This window comes from Microbacterium sp. AG157 (assembly GCF_003385695.1).
GTDB lineage: Bacteria > Actinomycetota > Actinomycetes > Actinomycetales > Microbacteriaceae > Microbacterium > Microbacterium testaceum.
This window is the reverse complement of the sequence record NZ_QRDK01000001.1, coordinates 445,792-469,940: the sequence shown is the minus strand read 5'-3', so window position 1 is coordinate 469,940 and position 24,149 is coordinate 445,792. Positions and strand designations below refer to the sequence as shown.

Genomic DNA, 24,149 nt, shown 5'->3' with positions numbered 1-24,149 from the left:
GGGGGCCGCCGAACCGGCATGCCCTCGTCGGCCCCGGCACGCTGGGTCCATGTCGTTCCGCGCCGTTCTCTCCTCCTCCTTCCGCGATGCCGTGACGTTCTGGCTGCCCGTCTCGTGCGCGGGATGCGGCGTGGTCGACTCCGATCTCTGCTCCGGATGCCGTGACGCCCTGGCCCCGCAGCCGATCCGTCGTGCGATCGAGCCGGGGCTGGCGGTGACGAGCGCCCTCGTCTTCGACGGTGTTGCGGCCCGCGTCGTCCGCGCGCTCAAAGAGGAGGGTCGCACTTCCCTCGCGCGCGACCTCGCTCCCGCGCTGGACGAGGTGCTGCGGCTCTCGGTGCCCGCCGGCGCTCTCGTCACCACGATCCCGGGCACGCGCGCGGCCTTTCGTCGCCGCGGGTTCCGACCGCTCGACGTGCTGATGCAGCGTGCCGGGTGGAGGCACCGGCGGCTGCTGCGCGTCGTCCGTGCGACGCGCGACCAGAGGGGGCTCGGTCGGCGCGCGCGACGCGAGAACGTGCGAGAAGCGTTCGTCAGTCGACCGGTCGCGGGAGGCACGGTCGTCGTCGTCGACGACGTCGTCACGACGGGGGCGACCCTGGCCGAGGCGGCACGCGCTCTGCGCGCGGCGGGAGCGGCCGAGGTCCTCGCCGTGGCGCTCGCGCACACGCCGCGACTAAGGGACTTCCCTGGTGAATCCCGGGTGATTGAGACGTGACATGGCGGTGTCGGACTACTAGCGTGGGGATGACTGAAGGCGACGGATGTTCCGCCCTTAGACCGGGCGGAACCCGGAACAAGGAGGTCACTGATGGACACCAACATCGTCGGAGTGGGAGTCGGTATCACCGATCGTTTCCGCTCGGTCGTCGAAGAGAAGGTCAGCCGCATCGAGCACCTCGCGCCTCGCGCTCAAGCGCTCGAGGTCAAGGTGACTCATCGCTCCTACCGCAACGGTCGTCTGGAGGACGACACGGTCGAGCTCACGCTCGACGGCAAGGGTCCGGTCGTCCGCGCGGAGGCCACCGACACCGACAAGTTCGCGGCCCTCGACCTCGCGGTCGACAAGATCTCCGAGCAGGTGCGTCGCGCGAAGGACAAGCGCATCGATGCGCGCAACCACCCTCGCGGGGCGAAGTTCGAGAAGGGCACCGGAGAACTCTCGGGCATCGACGTGGAGCCCGCGTCCGTCGAGGTGCTTCGCGCCGTCGCCACCGGGTCGGTCCCCGTGCAAGAGAATTCCGCCGAAGAAGAGGACTACACCCCCGTCGTCATCCGACAGAAGGAGTTCGGCGCCGAATGGATGACGGTCGAAGACGCCGTCGACCGCATGGAGCTCGTCGGTCACGACTTCTTCCTCTTCATCGACGCCCGCACCGATCACCCGAGCGTCGTCTATCGCCGCAAGGGGTGGGACTACGGTGTGATCGCTCTCGCGACCCAGGCGTCGCCGGTCGTGGAGATCGCATCCTGACCTGAGAACATCACGAAGCCCTCGGCCGAATGGCCGAGGGCTTCGTCACGCGGGTGGGGCGGGGGCGAACGCGCCGGGTCAGCCGTCGAAGATGTCGCCGAGCAGCGAACCGATGACCAGACCCCCGAGCATGCCGCCGACCATGTTGCCGCCACCCATACCGCCTCCGCGGCCGTAACCGCCGCCCCGGCCATCGTTGCCCCAGTCGTTCGGGCGGGACTGCTCGATGTCGCGCTGGGCGATCTGGAGGGCCTCGGAGGCCAGGGCACCGGCGCGTCGGGCGGTGGCCAGTGCCGTCTCGCGCTGGTCCTCGGGTACGGGTCCCAGCGGCAGGCCCGCGCGCAGGCGCTCGGCTTCGACGAAGCGCGTGCGCGCATCGGCTCCGATCCACCCGCGATGCCCGGTGATGAGCCCGCGCGCGACGGCGAGCTGACGGTCGGCGTCGTCGATCGCGTGCTCCACCTGATCCTGGGAGGGAACGGGGCGGGCCGCTCGCTCGCGCGCGAGGTCGAGATCCGCGTTCGCCTGGCGCAGCGACGACAGCGCCTGGAACGGATCGCTGCGGGATCCCGAAGCGGGGAGGGCGGTCAACGCCTGCTGCAGTGTGGCCATCGCCTGGACCACGGCCGGTGTCTGCGCACCCATCCGCGCCTCGATGAGGTCGTTGCGCGAGTCGTCGACGACGGCGGCGAGAGTCGACTCGGCGCGAAGCGCTTCGATCTCGAAGGTGTCCACGGCATCCAGAAGCGATTCCGCCCGGCGCACCGCCTCGGTGGCGGCCTCGAGGGCGACGGAGGCCTGCTCGCGCTGGCCCGCCTCACGGCGGCGCTCGGAGACGGACGCGGTGTGCACCGCGAAGTCGAGGAGCTGCTCGATCTCTTCGGGATTGCCGCCGATCTGCGAGAGGGCCGAATCGCTGTAGCGGCGCGAGAGTCGATCGACGACCTCACGGGCGTTGGGGATGCGCTGGGCGAGCCGGTCGCGGTCGGCCCGCACGCGCGCCAGTGTCTCGGGGGCGCGGCGCACGGCGTCGATCTTGGGCTGCAGCACCTGGGTGCGCTCCTCGAGGAGGTCTTCGGCCCACTCCGAGAGTTGGATGATGCGCGCATTACGCGTGCGCAGCTCTTCTTTCGTGTCGGGGATCTCGTCGTGGTTCAGCTGGTGCAGCTGGAACGCCTCTGCGAGGTGGGTGCGCACGGACTCGAGGGCCGCCGCGAGGTCTTCCGTGGCCTTGTCGCCGAGCTCGGCGCGGGCGAAGTCGAGCTCGTCGGAGGTCAAGCGGACGCGCTCGTCGGCGGCGACGATCGCAAGCTCCGCCCGGCGTGCCAGATCGGCATCCGCCGCGTCCTGTTCTTCGCGCTTCCTCTTGCCCCAGAAACCGGCCATGGCTCGATCCTAGGCGTCGCTTTCCCTCCCGTCGCCGCGTGTTCGCTGGGGGCGCGCTCCGCCGCTTTCGGATTGTGGCCTCCTCGCAGGTCACGAACGGGTAACACGGATAACATGGGCGATGTATGCCTGTTCGCAGGCCGGCGTCCATGCGGGCGCCGCACCCGACAGATGGAGATGCTTCGTGGCCAATCCGCTCGAGAAACTGCTGCGCGCCGGAGAGGGCCGCATCCTGCGCCGACTGCAGGGCGTCGTGAAGGCGACCGGAGCGCTCGAAGAGGACTACGAGCAGCTCACCGACGACGAGCTGCGCAACGAGACCGTCGAACTGCGTGCCCGCTACGAAGCCGGCGAGACGCTCGACCAGCTCATGCCCGAGGCGTTCGCGGCCGTCCGCGAGGCCGCCAAGCGTACGCTCGGTCAGCGCCCCTACGACGTGCAGATCATGGGCGGCGCGGCACTTCACCTCGGCAACATCGCCGAGATGAAGACCGGTGAGGGAAAGACGCTCACCGCGGCGCTTCCGGCCTACCTCAACGCGATCGCCGGTCAGGGCGTGCACGTCATCACGGTCAACGACTTCCTCGCGAGCTACCAGTCGGAGCTCATGGGTCGCGTCTACCGCGCCCTCGGCATGACGACGGGAACGGTCGTCGCAGGTCAAACCCCCGAGGTGCGCCGCGAGCAGTACGAGGCCGACATCAGCTACGGAACGAACAACGAGTTCGGCTTCGACTACCTGCGTGACAACATGGCCTGGCGCAAAGAAGACCTCGTGCAGCGCGGCCACTTCTACGCCATTGTCGACGAGGTCGACTCGATCCTCATCGACGAGGCTCGCACCCCGCTGATCATCTCGGGCCCGGCATCCGGTGAAGCCAACCGCTGGTTCGCGGAGTTCGCGAAGCTCGCCCGCACCCTCGAGGCCGGCGTCGACTACGAGGTCGACGAGAAGAAGCGCACGATCGGTGTCCTCGAGCCCGGTATCGAGAAGGTCGAGGACTACCTCGGCATCGACAACCTCTACGAGTCGGCGAACACCCCGCTCATCTCGTTCCTCAACAACTCGATCAAGGCGATCGCCCTGTTCAAGCGCGACACCGACTACGTCGTCATGAACGACGAGGTCATGATCGTCGACGAGCACACCGGTCGCATCCTGGTGGGTCGCCGCTACAACGAGGGCATCCACCAGGCGATCGAGGCCAAGGAGGGCGTACCGGTCAAGGCCGAGAACCAGACACTCGCCACGGTCACGCTGCAGAACTACTTCCGCCTGTACGACAAGCTCTCGGGCATGACCGGTACCGCCGAGACCGAGGCCGCCGAGTTCATGTCGACGTACAAGCTCGGCGTGGTGCCCATCCCGACGAACAAGCCGATGATCCGTAAAGACCAGTCCGACCTCGTCTACAAGAACGAGACGGCGAAGTTCGCGCAGGTCGTCGAAGACATCGTCGAGCGGCACGAGAAGGGTCAGCCCGTTCTCGTCGGCACCACGAGCGTCGAGAAGAGCGAGTACCTCTCGCGTCTGCTGGCCAAGAAGGGCATCCGCCACGAGGTGCTCAACGCCAAGAACCACGCTCGCGAGGCCGAGATCGTCGCGCGCGCCGGTCGCCTGGGCGCCGTCACCGTCGCCACCAACATGGCCGGTCGCGGCACCGACATCATGCTCGGCGGAAATGCCGAGTTCCTCGCCGTGCAGGAGATGAAGGCGAAGAACCTCGACCCGGTCGAGACCCCCGAGGCCTATGAGTCCGAGTGGGACAGCGTGTACCAGAGCATGCGCGACACCGTGGCCGAAGAGGCCGCCAAGGTCGTCGAGGCGGGTGGCCTGTACGTGCTCGGTACCGAGCGCCACGAGTCGCGCCGCATCGACAATCAGCTGCGCGGTCGTTCGGGCCGTCAGGGCGACCCCGGCGAGAGCCGCTTCTATCTGTCGCTGACCGACGACCTCATGCGTCTGTTCCAGTCCGGCGCCGCCGAGGCGATCCTCGCCCGCACGAACTTCCCCGACGACGTCGCGATCGAGTCGGGTCTGGTCTCGCGCGCGATCAAGAGCGCGCAGTCGCAGGTCGAGTCGCGCAACGCCGAGATGCGCAAGAACGTCCTGAAGTACGACGACGTCCTCAACCGTCAGCGCGAGGCGATCTACGCCGACCGTCGTCACATGCTCCAGGGCGACGACATCGCCGACCGCGTCCAGCACTTCATCGAAGACGCGATCACCGCCGTCATCGACGACCACACCGGCTCGGGTCACACCGAATCGTGGGACTTCGACGCCCTGTGGACCGAGCTGAAGACCATGTACCCCGTCAGCGTCACGATCGACGAGGTCGTGGCAGAGGCGGGTGGCAACAAGGGGCGCATCACGCCCGAGGGACTGAAGCGCGAGATCATCTCCGACGCCCGCATCGCGTACGAGAACCGCGAGAAGGCCCTCGGTGAGCAGGCACTGCGCGAACTCGAGCGTCGCGTCGTCCTGCAGGTGCTCGACCGCCGCTGGCGCGAGCACCTCTACGAGATGGACTACCTCAAGGACGGCATCGGCCTGCGCGCCATGGCCCAGCGCGACCCGCTCATCGAGTACCAGCGCGAGGGCTACCAGATGTTCCAGTCGATGATGGGGCAGATCAAGGAGGAGTCCGTCGGCTTCCTTTACAACCTCGAAGTCGAGGTGCGCAAGGTCGAGGGCGACGAGGCGCAGGTCGAGGCCAAGGGGCTGGCCCCGACGCCCGTCGAGACCCAGCGCCTGGAGTACTCCGCCGCGAACGACGCGGGAGAGGTCGAGGTCCGCAACGACCGCGGCCAGGTCCAGCAGGCGGCGACCAACCGTCTCCGTCAGGCCGAGCAGCAGGCCGAGCCCGCCGCCGAGCAGGCTCCCGCCGCCCGCGGAGCCTTCGGTCAGCGTGTGGCCCCGGCCGACGAGCCGGCCGCGAGCAACCGCGCCGACCGTCGCGCCGCCAAGAAGAAGTAAGCGCAGACCGGATGCCGCGCCCCGAGGTCGGGGGCGCGGCATCCGCTCTTTCGGGGGTGCTCCGCGGCGTTCCGAGGGGCGCGAGACGCGGCGTCGAGGGGGCCACGCGGTGTCGATTGGCCGGACGCGTGCGGGGATATCCTGAACCGATGAGCCCGCTGCGCCCCCTCGACCAGTCTTCCAAGCTGAAGGACGTCCTGTACGAGATCCGCGGGGAGGCCCTCGTCGAGGCCGATCGACTCGAGGCCGAGGGACACGCGATCCTCAAGCTCAACACCGGTAACCCGGCGATCTTCGGTTTCGAGGCGCCGCACCAGATCGTGCGCGACATGATCGCCTCCGTCCCGAGCGCCCACGGCTATAGCGACAGCCGCGGCATCCTGTCGGCTCGGCGCGCGGTCGTGTCGCGCTACGAGCAGGAGCCCGATTTCCCGCACCTCGACCCCGACCATGTGTTCCTGGGCAACGGTGTGTCCGAGCTGATCACGATGACGATGCAGGCCCTGCTCGACGAGGGCGACGAGGTGCTCATCCCGGCTCCCGATTACCCGCTGTGGACGGCGATGACGAGCCTGGGCGGCGGCACGCCCGTTCACTACCTCTGCGACGAGCAGCGCGAGTGGCAGCCCGACCTCGAAGACATCCGCTCCAAGGTCACGCCCCGCACCAAGGCGATCGTCGTCATCAACCCGAACAACCCCACGGGCGCGGTGTACTCGCGTGAGATCCTCGAGGGCATCGCCGACATCGCCCGCGAGCACTCGCTACTGCTGCTGGCCGACGAGATCTACGACCGCATCCTCTTCGACGACGCGGTACACATCCCGATGGCCACCGTCGCCCCCGACCTGCTCTGCCTGACCTTCAACGGCCTCTCGAAGACCTATCGCGTCGCCGGCTACCGCTCCGGCTGGTTGGCGATCACCGGTCCGAAAGAGCACGCGCAGGGCTTCCTGCACGGCATCAATCTCTTGGCATCCACGCGCTTGTGCCCGAACGTGCCGGCGCAGTTCGCGGTTCAGGCGGCGCTCTCGGGGGTGCAGTCGATCGACGCGCTCATCGCCCCGACGGGTCGTCTTCACGAGCAGAGGGATGCCGCGTGGCAGGGCCTCGAAGCCATCCCCGGGGTCTCGTGCGTCATGCCGAGGGGTGCGCTCTACGCGTTCCCGCGCTTCGACCCCGAGGTGTACGAGATTCCCGACGACGGCAAGTTCGTGCGCGACTTCCTGCTCGCCGAGCACGTGCTGCTCGTACAGGGGTCGGGCTTCAACTGGCCCGCGACCGACCACGTGCGCATCGTGACGCTGCCCGAGGCCCGCGTGATCAGCGATGCGATCGAGCGCCTGGGTAACTTCCTCGTGTCCTGGAGGCCCTGAGGCGCGTGCCCGACCGCCTCGACGGTTCCCTCCGGCGACGGGAGAAGCCGTCGATCAGGAGGTCGCCCGGCCGCGCGACCGGGGTGGACAACGTGCGCCCGTCCGTCGGGGGAGAGGCGGAGAACCTCGCGTCGGCGGACGCCGTTCACGCTGATGTCCGTCACAGCAGACTGAGCGCCGTGATGCGCCAGCGTCGTTCGATCGATTCGAGGCGCAGGGCCACCGCTCGCGTGCGCATGCGGCCCGATACGACGACGGTCGCTTCGATGGCGCCGTCGCGCGGAGAGGAGAGGCGAACGCTTCGGATCTCGTGCATGACCCGGTAGACCTGGACGCGTCGGGCGCTGCGCGCTCGCGCCGCGAGGCTCGTGCGCGTGAGAAGGGTGCGGTACACCTCTTCCGACATCCACCGGGCCAGCTGCTCCGGGTCTCGAACACCGGCGACCACCTCGAGGACGCCGCGCACCATGTTGCCGACGAACACCTCGATGGGCGAGGGGCTCTCTGAGGACGGATTCTTCTCGAAGGCGCTCGGAAAGCGCTCGGTGTGCTGCTCATGTCGTGCGATCTCGCGTCGCCGGGCTGCGTCGGGCATGGATCCTCAATCTGTCGGTCGTTCGTCCAGCGGGGCGGGGATGACGCCGACAGTAGGCGGGCACACGCACACGCGCCGAGGTATCCGCTGTGTCCGTGGATTGTTTGCCTGCGGGGTGAGGCTCGGGAGGAGCGGGTGATCAGGCGTCGCGGCGGATCGCGCCGCGCCCCCACCCCTCCGGAAGGTGGCCTCGGGGGATTGCTGCCGCAGAGCCGCCCGGCGCACGAGCTCGGTCTGCTCGTCGAGATACCGGTCGACGCTGCCGTGGTCGATCCGCCACCGCGGGGGTGAGCCGATCGGAACGCCCCGGAGTCGCCCGCCCGGGACCAGGGCGCGAACGTCCGGTCGTGTGATCCCGAGCATCCGTCCGACGGCCTCCGGACTCGCGAATCGCCCTCTGGGTGAGTCCTTCTCCGCCACGAGATCACGATGTCCACCGTCCTGGGGACAGGGACGACTCACCTCCCCACCGCTGTCGCGGGGCCGAGGGGCAGAGAACCTGCCCAGCGTCTGGGCGCGAATGGACCGCCGAGGATCCCCTTAACCCTCTGAGCCGCGTCGGATTTCACCCGTGCTCTCACCCGTTTCGTCCTGACCGCGCCCACGGCGGCGGCCCACGGCGGCACCCCCCGCGGAGGTTCACCGCGGGGGCTCCCCTAGGGTGGAGGGGTGTCGACACTCAGCGAACTCGTCTACGCCCAGGGCCGCTCCAGCGAGGCGGACGTCGAGTGGCTGCACCGGCTCGCGGGCGACGGGCAGCTGCTCGCCGACCTTGCGTTCGCCGACATCGTCATCTGGGTCCCCACTCCCGACGACTCGTTCGTCGCCGTCGCCCACACGCGGCCCGGGGGAGCGGCGACGCTCTTCTACCGCGACATCGTCGGCGACCGCGTCCGTCCGCAGTGGCGTACCCAGGTGCGAGAGGCCTTCCAGAGCGGCCGCATCGTCGACTCGGCATCCCCCGATTGGTTCGAAGAGACGCCCACGCGCGTGCGCGCGGTGCCGATCGTGCGCGAGCTCTCGCGCGAGGGCCACGCGGTGACGACCGTGGGCGTGCTGACCCGCCACACCAATCTCGGCGAGACGCGGACCCCCTCGCGGCAACAGATCACCTTCAACGACTGCGCCGACGACGTCTTCGGCATGATCGCCTCGGCCGAGTTCCCCGACCTCTCGGCCCCGACCGCCCCCCGGCGCGGGGCTCCCCGCGCCTCTGACGGACTCATCCGTCTCGACGTGGACGGCATCACCACCTTCGCGAGCCCGAACGCGCTCTCGGCGTTCAACCGCATGGGCTTCGACGACGAGCTCGAGGGTGAGTCGCTCGCCGAGGTGACCGCGCGCATCCTCCCGGCCAAGCGCCAGGACGTCGACGAGTCCCTTCCCGTCGTCGTGAGCGGACGCGCTCCCTGGCGTGCCGACATGGAGGCGCGCGGCGTGCAGGTCTCGTTGCGCACGATCCCGCTGCGCGACCGCGGCACGCGCATCGGCGCGATCGTGCTGAGTCGCGACGTGACCGAGATCCGCCACCAGGAGCAGGAACTCATTACCAAGGACGCGACGATCCGCGAGATCCACCACCGCGTCAAGAACAACCTGCAGACGGTCGCCTCGCTGCTGCGCATCCAGGCCCGCCGCACGCACTCCGACGAGGCGCGCGACGCGCTCACCCAAGCCATGCGCCGTGTCTCGGCGATCGCCGTGGTGCACGACACCCTCTCCGAAGGGCTCGCGCAGAACGTCGACTTCGACGATGTCTTCGCGCGCGTGCTCAAGCTCGTGGCGGAAGTCGCCGCCGCCCCCAACACCCGTGCGCGCACACGCACCACGGGCAAGTTCGGAACGCTGCCCAGCCAGTTCGCCACGCCTTTGGCCCTGGCCCTCACCGAGCTCGTGACCAATGCCGTCGAGCACGGTTTGGCCGGCCAAGAGGGAGACGTCGAGATCGCGGCCGAGCGCAGCGGCGAGATGCTCGAGGTCAGCGTCCGCGACACGGGCGTGGGCCTGCCGGAGGGGCAGGTGGGCCGGGGCCTGGGCACGCAGATCGTCCGCACGCTCATCCAGGGCGAGCTCGGTGGCACCATCGACTGGCACACGCTGATGGGCAGCGGCACCGAGGTCACGATCGAGATCCCCCTGCGCTACATCGGCGGCTCCGCGGCCTGACGCGCGGTCGCCGTCCGGCACCCGCCGGTTCGGAATCTCCGCTGCCGCGTGCGCGAGAGCCTCAGCGGTCGCGACCCCCGCGGAACGACGCGGTCCTCGCAGCTACCGGATGCCGTTGGGCGGGGCCGGCGCACATCCACGAGCGACTGCGCGACGAGGCGGCGGAGTCCCCGCGAACGGAAGAAGCCCGCCCCCGAGGGGAGCGGGCTCCTCGCGCGAAGGCGGTCGTCAGGAGGCGCGGCGGGCGCGGGCGGCGCGACGCTTGAGCGCGCGGCGCTCGTCTTCGCTCAGACCGCCCCAGACGCCCGAGTCCTGGCCGGACTCGAGGGCGTACTGCAGGCAGACCTCGGTGACGGTGCAGCGAGCGCAGACCGACTTGGCCTTCTCGATCTGGTCGACCGCGGGGCCGGTGTTGCCGACCGGGAAGAACAGTTCGGGGTCGACGGTCAGGCAGGCTGCTTTGTCGCGCCAATCCATGGGGGTGCTCCTTGTAACAGAAAAAGTGGTCGATTCGGCACCGGCATTCGGGTCCGGTACCCTGGTGGGAACGCGAGCGATTGCTCGCCCCACTTCGCTGTGGGAGCACACGGCTTGTTCCATGCTCCCATAGCGATTCCGCCTGATCAAGAGGTAACCGGCAGGTTTCCAGATCGTAACGGCGCAGGTGCGCCTGTCGGGGAGGGTTTCCGGATGCCGATTCGCCTTGCGGCCGCCGCACTCCTGGGGCTCGAAAGCGTCGGCATCCTGGCCCTGGCGGGCTGGCAGACGGTTGCCCTCATCGGTGGAGACACCGACTCCGCCGTCAGCTCGATCGCCCTCATCGTGCTCACCGTGATCGGCGCGGCCATCGTCGGCGCGTTCGGTGTCGCGACCGCGCGGGACGTCTCGGCCGGACGATCGGGCGGGATCGTGACGCAGCTGCTCATCCTGTCGGTGGCCATCGGAGCGGTGACGGGTGAGTGGGCGTCTCCCGGGATCGCCGTGCTCATCGCGGTCCCCGCGGTCATCGGCCTCGTCCTGCTCGTGCTGGCGGTACGCGCGTCGGCTCCGCGCCGTCGCGACGGCGACTGACCCCGTCGCCCCAGCGCGAAGACCCCGCCGACGCTGTCGCGGGGCGGGGTCGTGGCATCCGGAGATCAGGCGGCGGCGAGACCCAGGGTCTTGCGCAGACGCGCCACGTGGCCGGTGGCCTTGACGTTGTACATCGCCTCGACGATCTTGCCGTCCTCGTCGACGACGAACGTCGAGCGCAGCACGCCGGTGACCGTCTTGCCGTAGTTCTGCTTCTCGCCCCACGCCCCGTAGGCCTCGTGGACGGCGTGGTCGGCGTCGCTGAGGAGCGGGAAGGTCAGTCCGTCGCTGTCGCGGAAAGCGCGCAGCTTCTCGGGCAGGTCGCGCGAGATACCGAGCACCGTGTAGCCGGCGCCCTGCAGCGAGGCCAGGCTGTCGCGGAAGTCGCAGGCCTGGGTGGTGCATCCCGGCGTCTGGGCCGCGGGGTAGAAATACAGGATCACGCGGCGGCCGCGGAAGTCGCCCAGAGAGACGGGGTGTTCGTCCTGGTCGAGGAGGGTGAAGTCGGGGGCGTTATCGCCCTTTTCGAGGTTCGTCACCCCTCCAGCCTAGAACGCTCGATGCCCTGGAACGTCGTCAGCAGGCGCTGCAGCGAGTCGAGCCGGGCGGCGGCTCCGGGTCCCAGGCGTCCGGCCTCCACCGCCTCGATGATCGCGCAGTCGGGTGCATCGGGCAGGTGCGTGCACCCCCGCGGGCACTCTTCGGCGACCTCGGCGAGATCGGTGAAGGCGCCGAGCACGTGCGCGGGGTCGACGTGTCCCAGTCCGAACGATCTCACGCCCGGGGTGTCGATGACCCAGCCCGAGCCGCCGCGGCCGCGGTAGCGCAGCGAGACCGCCGACGACGAGGTGTGACGGCCCCGACCGGTGACGGTGTTGACGTGCCCGATCGCCCGCTCCGAGCCCGTGAGCGCGTTGACCAGCGTCGACTTGCCGACGCCGGAGTGCCCGACGAACACGGTCGAGTGGCCGATGAGCGCCTCGCCGATCTCGTCGAGGGGCATCTCGCCCTGGGCGCTCGTGAACACCCGCAGGTCGAGCCCCACGAAGTGCGCGAGGAACGCGGTCGGGTCGGCCAGGTCGGTCTTCGTGACGACGAGCAGGGGACGGATGCCGGCATCCAGCGCCGCGACCAGATAGCGGTCGACGAGACGGGCGCGGGGTTCGGGGTCGGCTGCAGCGACCACGACGAGCATCTGGTCGGCATTGGCGACGATGACGCGTTCGACCTGGTCGGTGTCGTCGGCGCTGCGGCGCAGCAGGGAGGTGCGCTCCTCGAGGCCGATGATGCGTCCGAGCGTTCCTTCGTCGCCCGAGAGGTCGCCGACCACACGGGCGCGGTCGCCGTTGACGATGGGCTGCTTCCGGAGCTCGCGGGCGCGGGTGGCCAGGACCCGGCGCTCCTCGGGTCCGTCTTCGTCGACGAGGACCGTGTACCGGCCGCGATCGACGCCGAGCACTCGGGCGATCTGCGCGTCGGCGTGGGCGGGGCGTCGCTTGGTGCGGGGCCTGTTGGCCTTCGGGTTGGGACGCACCCGGATGGACGACTCGTCGTATCGGAGGTCGTCTTCGTCGTCGTCGGGACTGTCGAGCCAGCTCACGCGTCAGTCCTCGTTCACGGGCGCGAGTCGTCGAGCATCGTCTGCCACAGGCCCGCGAACTGGGGGAGGGTCTTGGCGGTCGTGCCGATGTCGTCGATGCGCACGCCGGGCACGCGCAGACCGATGAGGGCGCCGGTGGTGGCCAGGCGGTGGTCGTGGTGCGCCTTCCACTCGCCGCCGCTGAGCGGCCGCGGGACGATGCGGATGCCGTCGTCGAGCTCGTGCGCCTCGCCGCCGAGCGAACGCAGGTTGCCGACGAGGGCCGCGATGCGGTCGGTCTCGTGCCCGCGGATGTGGCCGATGCCGTGCAGCGTGGTCGGTCCGTCCGCGAAGGCGGCGAGACCGAAGAGAGTGGGGGCCAGTTCGCCCGCCGCAGACAGGTCGAGGTCGACGCCCAGGATGCCGGCGTCACCGGCGGCCACGGTGAGGGCGCCGGCGCGACGGCTGACGCGCGCCCCCATCTCGGCGAGGATGTCGACGAGGAGGGCTCCCGGCTGCGTGCTGTGCAGGGGCCAGCCCGTGACAGTGACGGAGCCGCCCGTGACCATTGCTGCCGCGAGGAACGGGGAGGCGTTGGAGAGATCGGGCTCGATCGCCACGTCTTTCGCGCGGACGGGTCCTGCCGGAACGACCCACTCGCCCGGAGCAGGACGCTCCACGTGCACGGCACGGTGGGCGAGGGCCTCGACCGTCATATCGATGTGCGGGATGCTCGGCAGGCGCGACCCGACGTGGCGGAGGTGGAGTCCGACGTCGAAACGCGCCGCCGCGAGCAAGAGGCCCGAGACGAACTGACTCGACTGGCTCGCGTCGATCTCGACCTCGCCGCCCCGCACGTGGCCGTGCCCGCGGACGGAGAACGGGAGCGCCCAGTGGCCCCCGTCGTCGATGTCGACGCCGACGTCGCGCAGGGCGCGGATCATCGCCCCCATCGGGCGGTGCAGCGCGCTCTCGTGGGCAGTGACGTGCACGTCGCCCCGGGCGAAGCCGGCCACCGGGGCGATGAATCGCATGACGGTTCCCGCCTGGCCGCAGTCGATCGTGCCGTCGCCCGCAAAAAAGGTCGGGGGAGTGACCAGCAGGTCGGGGCCGAAGGGGGAGCCGGTGTCGATCTCGTCGATCCCGACGCCGAGCACGCGCAACGCGTCGACCATGCGCGCGGAGTCGTCGGAGTGCAGGGGGCCGTGCACCGTGCCGGGGCCGTCGGCGATGGCGGCGAGGATCAGCTCGCGATTGGTCAGCGACTTCGACCCCGGGACGGTGACCGTGGCATCCAGGGGAGCGTCGAAGACAGGCGCGTTCCACTCACCGCGGGGGGTGGCGGCGGAAGGGGAATACCCGAGGGGAGACATCGGTTCCTACCCTACTGAAAGGGGAACGACACGTGACCGCACTTCTCGAACGCGACCGTCTGCCGGGGGCTGCCCCGGGGGCCGTCGACATGCTCGACGTAGACTGGCGCGCGATGAACGACACCGCAGACGCCGGCCCGCAGGCGGAGCCCCGCGCACAGTTCGAAGAGCAGGCCCTGCCCTTCATGGACCAGCTGTACGCCGCAGCCATGCGCATGACGCGCAATCCGGCCGACGCGGCCGACCTGGTGCAGGAGACCTTCGTGAAGGCCTTCGGCTCGTGGGCGACGTTCACGCAGGGGACCAACCTCAAGGCGTGGCTGTACCGCATCCTCACGAATACGTACATCAACACGTATCGCAAGAAGCAGCGCGAGCCGTATCAGAGTGCGATCGACGACCTCGAGGACTGGCAGCTCGGCGGGGCCGAGTCGACCACCGCGAGCAGCGCCCGTTCGGCCGAGGCCGAAGCGATCGACCACATGCCCGCATCCGTCGTGAAGGACGCGCTGCAGTCGATCCCCGAGGATTTCCGGATGGCGGTGTACCTCGCCGACGTCGAGGGATTCGCCTACCAGGAGATCGCCGACATCATGAAAACCCCGATCGGCACGGTCATGAGCCGTCTGCACCGCGGCCGGCGGCTGCTGCGCGACCTGCTGTCGGATTACGCCAAGGAGCGCGGCATCCAGGCCGCGACGGGAGAGACGAAATGAGTGACTGCGGCTGCGACAAGGCGCGACGCGACCTTGAGGAATACCTCCGCAACGAGGTGTGCAAGACCCAGCAGAACGACATCCGCGAGCACCTCGAGAATTGCCCCGGATGCCAGGACGAGGCTCTCGTAGCGCGCACGCTGACCGAGGTGGTCGCCCGTGCGTGCAAAGAGACGGCCCCCGACGAACTCCGCGATCAGGTGCTCTCGCGCCTTCGCGCCATCCAGGCGACGCACTGACGGCACCCGCGCCGGCCCGGCGCGTGTCGGAGGTGATCCCTAGGCTGGGGTCATGGCATCCATCGACACTCTGACGCTGCCCCTCGACCAGACCTCCGCCGCAGACCTCGCCGCCTCAGGGCTCGAGTACGCGCGAGTGGATGCCGACGGAGAGGGGTTCCGTCCTTTCCAGCGAGCGGTGGCCCGGGGCTTCCTGGGTGCGGAATCGACCGACGACGAGGCCGAGAACGCGCGAACGACGCTGCGCACCCGGCGTCTCACCGCGGTCTACGACCGTCAGGGCGTCGAACCCGAGGTGCCCGTCGGCACGATCGACTCGTGGGCGTCCGAGCTCACGACCTCGCCCGGGCGCACGACGCCGCTGTGGTCGATCAGCGCCGTGACGGTGGCGGCGACGCATCGCCGCCGGGGCATCGCCCGCGCCATGATCGGCGGGGAGCTACGCACGGCCGCGGCGGCGGGATTCGCCATCGCCGGCCTCACGGTCACCGAGGCCACCATCTACGGCCGGTGGGGGTTCTCTCCCGCCGCGTGGGCCTCCGACGTCGAGGTCGACACCGGCCGAGCCCGCTGGACCGGCCCGACGGCACCCGGGCGACTCGACTTCGTCCCTCGTGAGGCCGTGGTCGACCGTCTGCGGGCCGTGCACGAGCGCGTGCGCGTGCAGCGTCCGGGCTCGGTGCCCGGGTGGGACGGCCGGTGGCGCGGCGTGGCCGGTCTCGCGCCCGGTGACAAATCGGGCGAGAAGGTGCGCGCCGTCGCCTACCGCACCGCCGAAGGCGACGAGACGGGGATCCTCGTCTACGTGATCGACGAGCGCGACGACTTCTCGGCTCACGATCTCGAGGTGCGCGCGATCTTCGCCGTCGACGGCGAGGCCTCGGCCGCCCTCTGGCGCTTCGCGCTCGAACACGACCTCGTCGGCCGGGTGAAGGCGTGGCTGCAGCCCTCCACACCGCCCGTGCAGTGGATGGTCTCCGACCGACGTGCCGTGACCGCGACGCTCACCGATCACCACTGGCTGCGCATCCTCGACGTGCCCGGGGCGCTGGGCTCTCGTCGATACGCGGCCGGGCTCGATGTGATTTTGCGTGTCGCCGATCCGCTCGGGTTCGCCGAGGGCACGTGGAGTCTGCGGATCGGGGCGGACGGTGAGGCTCAGGTCTCGCCCTCGATCGACCGGCCCGTCGACATCGACCTGACCGTCGGGGCCCTGAGCTCGCTCCTTCTCGGTGGGGTGCGCTCGGCCGAACTCGCGCTCTCGGGTCTCGTGCGCGGCGAGGCCCGCACGCTCGCATCCCTCGACCGTGCGTTCGTTTCGGAGGCCACCCCGCTTCTCGACATCTGGTACTGACGGCTTCTCATAGGAAATGGCAATACGCTGTCGCCGATGTCCGAATCCGCCGCTCCTCCGGCCGCCGAACGCTCTCCGTCGCGTCTGACGGCCGTGGGCGCTGCGCTTCGCCGATATGTGTCGCGCAACCCCGTGGCGATCATCGTCGCCGTGCTGGTCGTCGCGTCCGCGGCGGCGACGGGGTCGCTCTGGGGAGAGGATGCGCTCATCTGGGGCGCGGGGCCGCTGGCCACCTTCGGGAGCGGTCGGTGGTGGACGCTGGCGACGGCACTCGTCATTCCGGACTCGGCGATCGACGCCCTCTCGTCGGTGCTGCTCGCCCTGACCGCCCTGGCCGCGATCGAGCGGCTGGTCGGATCGCGGCGTACGAGCGTCTTCCTGGTGGTCATCGGGCTGAGCGGCCTGGTCGTGGGCATCGGCCTCCACGCGGCGGCGTGGACGATCACCGATCTCCGCCCGGTCGTCGCCGCCGAAGTCCCGGTGCTCGACCCGACCACCGCGATCGCCGGAGCGGTCATGGCGGGGTCGGCCTTCGCGCCGACGCTGTGGCGTCGCCGTCTGCGTCTGGTGGGCTTCGCCCTTCTGGCTCTTTTCGCTCTCTACGCCGGTGACGCCGACTCCTGGTACCGGCTCTCGGCGGCGATCATCGGTCTCGTCGTCGGCGCACTGCTCGCGCGGGGTCGGGAGCGGCGGTCGTGGCACCGCAGCTCGACGCGTGAGACGCGCACCCTTCTCGCTCTTCTGGTCGCGGTCGTGGGCAGCGGGCCGATCGTCGCCCTCGTCAGCGGCGGCGGCCGCGGGCCGCTCTCGCTCGTGGTGGACGCCTACACGCAGTACGACGACGAACTCCTCTCGCAGTGCGGCAGGGTCGCCTCGTCGGTGTGCGATGAGCAGATCGCCCTCCTGATGACCCGGGGAGCAGGCCCCGCCCTCCTGGCGATCGTGCCCCTGGTCCTGCTGCTGGTGGCCGCGTGGGGCCTCCGGCAGGGACGACGCTCGGCGTGGATCGTCGCGGAGTTCGTGCTCGTGGCGTCCGCGGTCCTGCCCGTCGTCTCTCTTCTCGACGGGCGCCTGCGGATCGACCCCTGGGTCGATGGCAGCGGGGCGGAGTACGTCCTGTGGGCGATCGCGACGATCATGATCCCCCTCGCGCTCGCCGCGGCGCTCGTCGTCGCACGTGCCCGGTTCTCGGTCCGTGCGACCCGGCGCGCGGCGCGCGTCGTCGCGGCCGTGGTCTCGCTCGCCTTCCTGGCCTGCGCGACGACGCTCTTCGTCGTCGAGGCCATCGGTCATCGCGCCTTCGACCGAGACGTGTCGATCTTCGATCTGCTCGCTCTGACCCTGCGCCGTTTCCTTCCCCCCGCCTTCACCCACCCGGGCGGATCGACGGCGTTCCCGCACAGCGGACCGGCGCTGTTCGCGTACCAATGGATCGGTGTGCTGTTCTGGGCGATCGTGGTCGCCGCGATCCTGTGGCTCTACCGCCGCTCGCGTCGCCCGGACACCGTCGACGACGGTCACTATCGCGACCTTCTGCGGCGGGGAAGCGACACCCTCGGTTTCCTCGGCACCTGGGCGGGCACCAGCCACTGGTATTCCGAGGACCGTGAGTGCGCCGTCGCCTACCGGCTGAGCGGCGATGTCGCCCTGGCCGTCGGCGACCCCCTCGCCCCCGAGGGGCGACGCGCGGAGGCGTTGCGCGGCTTCACGGACTATTGCGTCGAACACGGGTGGACACCGGCGTTCTACAGCATCCACGGCGAGACTCTCGACGATCTGATCGCCCTCGGCTGGCGGTATGTTCCCGTCGGGGTCGAAACGGTGATGGACCTGCCCGGCCTGACATTCGCCGGCAAGGCCTGGCAGAAGGTGCGGCAACCCCTCACCCGCGCCGAGCGCGAGGGGTACACCGCCGTCTGGTCGCGGTGGCACGAACTGAGCGTCGGTCAGGCGTCGCAGGTGGTCGCGATCGACGAGGAGTGGGTCGCCGACCGCGCGCTCCCCGAGATGGGCTTCACGCTGGGTTCTCTCGACGAGCTGCGCGACCGTGACGTCCGCCTGCTGCTCGCCGTGGGTCCCGATGAACGCATCGAGGCGGTCACGAGCTGGATGCCGTCCTGGACGGCGGGCGAGATCACGGGATGGACCCTCGATTTCATGCGTCGTCGTACCGACGGACCCAACGGCATGATGGAGTTCCTGATCGCGAAGGCCGCTCTCGAGCTGCAGGAGGAGGGCGCGACCGTGCTCAGCCTGTCGGGGGCACCTCTCGCCGACGACCCCGACGAGGCAGCCGATGATGATCCGGCCCCTCTTCGCGCGTTGCTGCGCTGGCTCGCCGAGGTGCTCGAACCCGCGTACGGGTTCGCGTCGCTCTTCCGCTTCAAGGGCAAGTTCCGGCCCCGGTACCGCCCCTTGGCGTTGGCGTACCGCGATCCCCTCGAGCTGCCCGTGATCGGCGCCGCGGTGGGCCGCGCCTACCTGCCCGACGCCTCACGTCGAGAGATGGTCGCTTTGGCCCGGACCGCCTGGGAGGGCCGTCGGTGAACAAGTTCATCCTGTCGTTCGAGCTGATCGACAGCCCCATGTTGCTCATCAGCGCCATCGTCGCTGCGCTGTGCGTGGTCGCTGTCGCCGTATGGCGTCCTCGTCGGCTCGTCAGCACCCTCGTGATCGGTGTCGCGGCCGGGGTGGTCATGTTCATCGTGGCGAAGATCCTCGAGTCGATGAACACGTTCCTAGGCCCGCTGCCGGGGGCTGCGATCTGGTGGGCGTCGGGAGCGGTGGCGGCCGTCGCCATCGGCATCGTCGGGATCTTCCGCCGCCCCTGGCCGCGTCGAGCGATCGGCGCCGTCGCCGTCATCGCCTCGCTCCTCGCCGGCATCCTGGGCGTGAACACCTCGTATGGCGTCACGCACAACCTGGCTGCGATCCTCGGCGTACAGGCGCTCGACCCCGCCTCCCTGCCCCCGCAAGATGCCGTCGCCGGAGACCCGGCGACGCTGTACCAGACGTGGGAGCCTCCCGCGGACATGCCGTCGAAGGGCTCGGTCAGCGCTCTCACCGGCAGCACGAAGATCCCCACCGGTCAGTACGCGGCGCGCGACGCCTCGCTCTACCTGCCGCCGGCAGCCCAGGTCGCCGACCCTCCGGCTCTGCCGCTCCTGGTGTTCATGATGGGCCAGCCCGGGTCGCCCGACCCGACGGCGCTGGCCAAGGCACTCGACGCCTTCGCCGCGAAGAACAAGGGCCTCGCACCCATCGCGATCGTCGTCGATCAGCTGACCGCCCCGGACCGCGACCCCACCTGCGTGGATTCCGCGAAGTACGGCGCCGTCGCGACCTACATCAACCAGCTCGTGCCGCAGTGGGCCGAGAAGAACCTGAACATCGTCACCGACCACAAGTACTGGACCATCGGCGGCTTCTCGAACGGCGGGTCGTGCGCGGCTCTCTACGGGGCGAAGTACCCCGACACGTGGGGCCAGATGCTCGATGTCATGGGCAATGAGTTCCCGGGATCGGAGCACGTCGATCAGACCGTGAAGGACGTCTACAACGGAAACGCGGGCGCCTTCCAAGCCAACAAGCCCGCGGTCGTCATGGCGGCGGCGGCCCCCGGCACTTACAGCGGCCACACCGCCATCTTCACGTGGGGGAGCGAAGACAAGACGTATGGCCCGGGGCAGCTCGCGAATTCGAAGGCGGCGGAAGCGGCGGGATTCACCGTTCTGACGCACATCGTCGAGGGAGCCGGTCACACCGGCGAAGCGCTCGACGGCAGCCTGGCGTATGCCATTCCGGCCCTGGCTCCCACGCTGGGGTTGGCCGCGCCGGCATCCTGAGCTCCGGCGCTCGACCGTCAAGGGTCACCGGTCCCGGCGCCCAGGATTACCGGTTCCCGCGCCGTCTCGGGTCTGCGCGACCGCGGACGGTCCTGCGACCGCACGCGTGCCGGTCCGTGTGGCGGAGTACACGAAGGGCCCGACCGACAGGAATGTCGACCGGGCCCTTCGTGGAAGATCAGCGCGCGAGCGCTTCTTTCATGATCGTGGCGTGTTCATTCGCGTGCACCTTCGGCGAACCGGTCGCGGTCGAGGCCGCGGCCGCGCGCGAGATACGACGGATCGCTCGGCCACCGAGCTGGTCGGCGACTTCGAGGGCGATGAACGGCCACGCGCCCTGGTTCTCGGGCTCGTCCTGAACCCACACCAGCTCGGCGTTCGGGTACTGCGCCAACACGGCGGTCAGCTCCTCAATCGGCGCCGGGTAGTACTGCTCGAGACGTACGAGGGCGATCGCGGGGTTCGGGTTCTTGTCGAGCTCGGCTCGCAGGTCCCAGTGGATCTTTCCCGCGTGCAGCAAGACGCGCGTCACGGCGTTCTTGTCGACACCGCGGTCGTCGTCGAGCACCGGCTCGAAGCGACCCTCGAGGAAGTCCTCGACGGGGCTCGTCGCTCCGCGCAAACGCAGCATCGCCTTCGGGGTGAAGACCACGAGGGGGCGACGGGGACGCTGGTAGGCCTGGCGACGCAGCAGGTGGAAGTACGACGCGGGGGTCGAGGGGCGCGCGACGATCATGTTGTCCTGCGCGCACATCTGCAGGTAGCGCTCGATGCGGGCCGATGAGTGGTCCGGACCCTGGCCCTCGTAGCCGTGGGGAAGCAGAAGCACGACGCTCGACTGCTGCGCCCACTTCTGGTCGGCCGACGAGATGAACTCGTCGATCACCGACTGGGCGCCGTTGGCGAAGTCGCCGAATTGCGCCTCCCACAGCACGAGCGCGTCGGAGCGCTCGACCGAGTAGCCGTACTCGAACGCCATCGCGGCGTACTCGCTCAGCAGGGAGTCGTAGACCCAGAATCGGCCCTGGTTCTCGCTGAGGTTCGCGAGGGGCAGCCATTCCTGACCGTTGTCGCGATCGTGGAGCACGGAGTGGCGTTGCACGAAGGTCCCGCGGCGGGAGTCCTGGCCGGCGAGTCGGACCGGGGTGCCCTCCATCAGCACCGAGCCGAAGGCGAGCAGCTCGCCGAAGGCCCAGTCGATGTTGCCGTTGCGGCTCATGTCGTGGCGCTTCTCGAGGAGCTGCTGGAGCTTCGTGTGCACCGTGAAGCCGTCGGGCTTGTTCACGAAGGCGTCGCCGATGTGATGAACGACCTCGCGCGAGACGCCGGTGGTCTCGGGAGCGCCGACCGCCGGTTCTTCGGCAGCGTCCATGGTGACGACGGGGTTCGTGCCGGTCTCGGCCTCGTGCGTGTCGGCGAAGGCGACCTCGAGGCGGTTCTGGAAGTCCTGCTTCGCCTGCTCGTACTCGTCTTCGGTGATGTCGCCGCGGCCGACGAGCGACTCGGTGTACAGACGGCGCACCGATCGCTTCGCCTCGATGAGGTTCGTCATCAGGGGCTGGGTCATCGACGGGTCGTCGCCCTCGTTGTGACCGCGGCGGCGGTAGCAGACCAGGTCGATGACGATGTCGCGGTGGAACTCCTCGCGATACATGAACGCCAGCTCCGCCGCCCGGACGACGGCCTCGGGGTCGTCGCCGTTCACGTGCAGGATCGGCGCCTGGATCGTCTTCGCGACATCGGTGGCGTACACCGAGGTGCGGGCGTCGGTCGGTGTGGTGGTGAAGCCGACCTGGTTGTTGACCACGACGTGGATCGTGCCGCCCGTGCGGTAGCCGCGCAGCTGCGACATCTGCAGCGTCTCGACCACGACACCCTGACCCGCGAACGCGGCATCGCCGTGCACGAGGATCGGCAGCCACGAGAACGTGCCGATGGGCTTGCGGTCCTGCTTGGCGCGGACGATGCCCTCGAGCACGCCGTCGACGGTCTCGAGGTGCGAGGGGTTGGCGGCCAAGTACACGGGGAGCTCGTCGCCGGCGTCGCCGACGAAGGTGCCCTCGGTGCCGAGGTGGTACTTCACGTCGCCCGAGCCGCGCTTGCTGCCGATCGCCACGGCGCCCTCGAATTCGCGGAACACGTGACCGTAGGTCTTGCCGGCGATGTTGGTGAGCACGTTCAGGCGACCGCGGTGGGCCATGCCGATCGCGGCGCCGTCCAGGCCCGCGGAGGCCGCGCCCTGCAGGATCTGGTCGAGCAGGGGGATGAGAGACTCGCCGCCCTCGAGGCTGAAGCGCTTCTGGCCGACGTACTTGGTCTGCAGGAAGGTCTCGAACGCCTCGGCCTGGTTCAGCTTCGACAGGATGCGCAGCTGCTCGTCGTGGCCGGGCTTGGTGTACTTGACCTCGACGTTGCGCTGGAACCACTGACGCTGCGCCGGGTCCTGGATGTGCATGTACTCGACGCCCATGGTGCGGCAGTACGAGTCGCGCAGCACGCCCAGGATGTCGCGGAGCTTGGCGACGCGCTTGTTGCCGAGGCCGCCGGTGACGAATTCGCGGTCGAGATCCCAGAACGTGAGCCCGTGCGATTCGATCTCGAGGTCGGGGTGCGTGCGCTGGACGTACTCGAGCGGGTCGATGTCGGCCATGAGGTGGCCGCGCACGCGGAAGGAGTTGATGAGCTCCTGGACGCGGGCGCTCTTATCGATGCGCTCCGAGATGTCGACGCTGATGTCGGCCGCCCAGTGGATGGGGGCGTAGGGGATGCGCAACGCGGCGAAGATGTCGTCGTAGAAGCCGCGCTGCCCGATGAGCAGCTCGTGCACCTTCTTGAGGAACTCGCCGGAGCCGGCACCCTGGATGACGCGGTGGTCGTAGGTGCTGGTGAGCGTGATCGTCTTGCCGATCGCGAGCTCGTTGAGCGTCTTCTCGCTCGCGCCCATGAACTCGGCGGGGTAATCGAGGGCGCCGGCGCCGATGATGGCGCCCTGGCCGCGCATGAGTCGCGGCACCGAATGGACCGTACCGATGCCGCCGGGGTTGGTCAGCGAGACCGTGGTGCCCTGGAAGTCGGCCGGCGTCAGCTTGTTGTTGCGGGCGCGGCGGACGAGGTCTTCGTACGAGGCGAGGAACTCGCCGAACGTGAGCGTGTCGGCGCGCTTGATGCTCGGAACGAGCAGCGCGCGCGAGCCGTCGGGCTTGGGCATGTCGATCGCGATGCCCAGGTTGACGTGCGCGGGGGCCACGACCGAGGGCTTGCCGTCGACTTCGGCGTAGTAGACGTTCTGGCTCGGGAACTCCTTGAGCGCCTGGATCAGCGCCCAGCCGATCAGGTGGGTGAAGCTCACCTTGCCACCGCGCGTGCGCGACATGTGGTTGTTGATGACGATGCGGTTGTCGATCATCAGCTTCGCCGGGATCGTGCGCACGCTCGTCGCGGTGGGGACCGTGAGCGAGTCGTCCATGTTGGATGCCAGGGCCTTCGGCATCCCCTTGAGCACCGTCACGCGGTCTTCCTCGGTGCTCTCGGCAGCCGCGGAGGGAACCGCGTTCGGCGCCTGAGCCGGGATGGGCTGCGGCTTGGCCGGCTTCGCCGTGGTGCGGGCGACGGGCGCCTGTCCGACCACGGGGATCGGGGCCGTCACCGGCTTGGGCTCGGACCCCGCCGACGCCGGGGGCGCGGAGGGCGGGGGAGCGGCGGAGGATCCGTCGACGACCGGGTGGTACGCCTCCAGAATCGGCCACCAGGCCTTGTCTACGGAGTGCTTGTCGACTTTGAACTGTTCGTAGAGTTCGTCTACGAGCCACTCGTTCGCGCCGAACTCGCCCTCGCTCGAAGTACCGACGCCCGTCACCTGGCTCGACACAGTCGATCGCCTGCTTTCCTCGATGAAGATTCCTGTGGATACGCGCACGTCGCCGCGCTGCGTGCTTTCCAGCCTAGCCGAGGAATCTGGACGCCCTTCGGGTCTTTACATTCCCCTGATGTGGTGA

Annotated in this window: 18 protein-coding genes; 11 read left to right on the top strand and 7 right to left on the bottom strand. The window is 69.4% G+C overall.

Annotated features, from left to right (window positions below):
• Nucleotides 1–49 precede the first annotated feature (49 nt).
• Nucleotides 50–718 (top strand): phosphoribosyltransferase family protein, encoded by a 669-nt coding sequence (locus tag DEU35_RS02325; RefSeq protein WP_116238488.1) that lies wholly within the window; start codon nucleotides 50–52, stop codon nucleotides 716–718.
• 93 nt (nucleotides 719–811) lie between these two features.
• On the top strand, nucleotides 812–1,474 hold the full coding sequence (gene hpf / locus DEU35_RS02320) for a ribosome hibernation-promoting factor, HPF/YfiA family (RefSeq protein WP_116238487.1): 663 nt from the start codon (nucleotides 812–814) through the stop codon (nucleotides 1,472–1,474).
• A gap of 78 nt (nucleotides 1,475–1,552) precedes the next feature.
• Here the strand turns inward: hpf and DEU35_RS02315 are convergent, their stop codons facing one another.
• The gene (locus DEU35_RS02315; protein ID WP_103211058.1) at nucleotides 1,553–2,860 is read right to left on the bottom strand and encodes a hypothetical protein; all 1,308 of its coding nucleotides are present in this window, start codon (nucleotides 2,858–2,860) and stop codon (nucleotides 1,553–1,555) included.
• 184 nt (nucleotides 2,861–3,044) lie between these two features.
• Between DEU35_RS02315 and secA the strand changes: the two genes are divergently transcribed.
• Both secA and DEU35_RS02305 read left to right on the top strand, forming a co-directional pair.
• A complete protein-coding gene (gene secA / locus DEU35_RS02310) occupies nucleotides 3,045–5,840 on the top strand; it encodes a preprotein translocase subunit SecA (RefSeq protein ID WP_116238486.1) in 2,796 nt (931 codons plus the stop codon).
• 149 nt (nucleotides 5,841–5,989) lie between these two features.
• A complete protein-coding gene (locus DEU35_RS02305; RefSeq protein WP_116238485.1) occupies nucleotides 5,990–7,216 on the top strand; it encodes a pyridoxal phosphate-dependent aminotransferase in 1,227 nt (408 codons plus the stop codon).
• A gap of 160 nt (nucleotides 7,217–7,376) precedes the next feature.
• Here DEU35_RS02305 and DEU35_RS02300 read toward each other — a convergent pair whose 3' ends face one another.
• Complete coding sequence (locus DEU35_RS02300; RefSeq protein ID WP_220340830.1) at nucleotides 7,377–7,811, bottom strand: Rv3235 family protein; 435 nt, start codon at nucleotides 7,809–7,811, stop codon at nucleotides 7,377–7,379.
• A gap of 669 nt (nucleotides 7,812–8,480) precedes the next feature.
• Here DEU35_RS02300 and DEU35_RS02290 point away from each other — a divergent pair.
• Nucleotides 8,481–9,977 carry a sensor histidine kinase gene (locus tag DEU35_RS02290; protein WP_115915631.1) on the top strand — a complete coding sequence of 499 codons (1,497 nt, stop codon included), beginning with the start codon at nucleotides 8,481–8,483 and terminating at the stop codon, nucleotides 9,975–9,977.
• Nucleotides 9,978–10,205: 228 nt separating this feature from the next.
• On the opposite strand, the gene DEU35_RS02285 is transcribed toward DEU35_RS02290, so the two are convergent.
• The gene (locus tag DEU35_RS02285) at nucleotides 10,206–10,454 is read right to left on the bottom strand and encodes a WhiB family transcriptional regulator (RefSeq protein WP_013583608.1); all 249 of its coding nucleotides are present in this window, start codon (nucleotides 10,452–10,454) and stop codon (nucleotides 10,206–10,208) included.
• A gap of 213 nt (nucleotides 10,455–10,667) precedes the next feature.
• Here DEU35_RS02285 and DEU35_RS02280 point away from each other — a divergent pair, with 213 nt between their 5' ends.
• Nucleotides 10,668–11,048 carry a histidine kinase gene (locus tag DEU35_RS02280; protein WP_116238484.1) on the top strand — a complete coding sequence of 127 codons (381 nt, stop codon included), beginning with the start codon at nucleotides 10,668–10,670 and terminating at the stop codon, nucleotides 11,046–11,048.
• A gap of 65 nt (nucleotides 11,049–11,113) precedes the next feature.
• Here DEU35_RS02280 and bcp read toward each other — a convergent pair whose 3' ends face one another.
• The 3 genes from bcp to aroA are packed head-to-tail and all read right to left on the bottom strand — an operon-like array spanning nucleotide 11,114 to nucleotide 14,000.
• Complete coding sequence (gene bcp, locus DEU35_RS02275; protein ID WP_103210042.1) at nucleotides 11,114–11,587, bottom strand: thioredoxin-dependent thiol peroxidase; 474 nt, start codon at nucleotides 11,585–11,587, stop codon at nucleotides 11,114–11,116.
• Nucleotides 11,584–12,648, bottom strand: a complete 1,065-nt coding sequence (rsgA, locus tag DEU35_RS02270) for a ribosome small subunit-dependent GTPase A (RefSeq protein WP_116238483.1) — start codon at nucleotides 12,646–12,648, stop codon at nucleotides 11,584–11,586. Before rsgA ends, bcp begins: the two co-directional genes overlap by 4 nt.
• Before the next feature lie 14 nt (nucleotides 12,649–12,662).
• Entirely contained in the window at nucleotides 12,663–14,000 is a 1,338-nt protein-coding gene (gene aroA / locus DEU35_RS02265) for a 3-phosphoshikimate 1-carboxyvinyltransferase (protein WP_116238482.1), read from the bottom strand.
• An 89-nt stretch (nucleotides 14,001–14,089) separates the two neighbouring features.
• Here aroA and DEU35_RS02260 point away from each other — a divergent pair, with 89 nt between their 5' ends.
• Genes DEU35_RS02260 through DEU35_RS02240 form a run of 5 tightly spaced genes read left to right on the top strand, consistent with a single transcriptional unit; the run spans nucleotide 14,090 to nucleotide 20,154 of the window.
• Nucleotides 14,090–14,716: a sigma-70 family RNA polymerase sigma factor gene (locus tag DEU35_RS02260; protein ID WP_103210834.1), complete on the top strand. Its 627-nt coding sequence runs from the start codon at nucleotides 14,090–14,092 to the stop codon at nucleotides 14,714–14,716.
• Complete coding sequence (locus DEU35_RS02255) at nucleotides 14,713–14,955, top strand: zf-HC2 domain-containing protein (RefSeq protein ID WP_103210048.1); 243 nt, start codon at nucleotides 14,713–14,715, stop codon at nucleotides 14,953–14,955. Before DEU35_RS02260 ends, DEU35_RS02255 begins: the two co-directional genes overlap by 4 nt.
• A gap of 52 nt (nucleotides 14,956–15,007) precedes the next feature.
• Nucleotides 15,008–16,309 (top strand): GNAT family N-acetyltransferase, encoded by a 1,302-nt coding sequence (locus tag DEU35_RS02250; RefSeq protein ID WP_116238481.1) that lies wholly within the window; start codon nucleotides 15,008–15,010, stop codon nucleotides 16,307–16,309.
• Between the two features lie 36 nt (nucleotides 16,310–16,345).
• Nucleotides 16,346–18,856, top strand: a complete 2,511-nt coding sequence (locus DEU35_RS02245) for a bifunctional lysylphosphatidylglycerol flippase/synthetase MprF (protein ID WP_103210053.1) — start codon at nucleotides 16,346–16,348, stop codon at nucleotides 18,854–18,856.
• A complete protein-coding gene (locus DEU35_RS02240; RefSeq protein ID WP_116238480.1) occupies nucleotides 18,853–20,154 on the top strand; it encodes an esterase family protein in 1,302 nt (433 codons plus the stop codon). The genes DEU35_RS02245 and DEU35_RS02240 overlap by 4 nt, the downstream gene beginning before the upstream one ends.
• A gap of 178 nt (nucleotides 20,155–20,332) precedes the next feature.
• On the opposite strand, the gene DEU35_RS02235 is transcribed toward DEU35_RS02240, so the two are convergent.
• The gene (locus DEU35_RS02235; protein WP_103210057.1) at nucleotides 20,333–24,022 is read right to left on the bottom strand and encodes a multifunctional oxoglutarate decarboxylase/oxoglutarate dehydrogenase thiamine pyrophosphate-binding subunit/dihydrolipoyllysine-residue succinyltransferase subunit; all 3,690 of its coding nucleotides are present in this window, start codon (nucleotides 24,020–24,022) and stop codon (nucleotides 20,333–20,335) included.
• Between the last annotated feature and the right edge of the window lie 127 nt (nucleotides 24,023–24,149).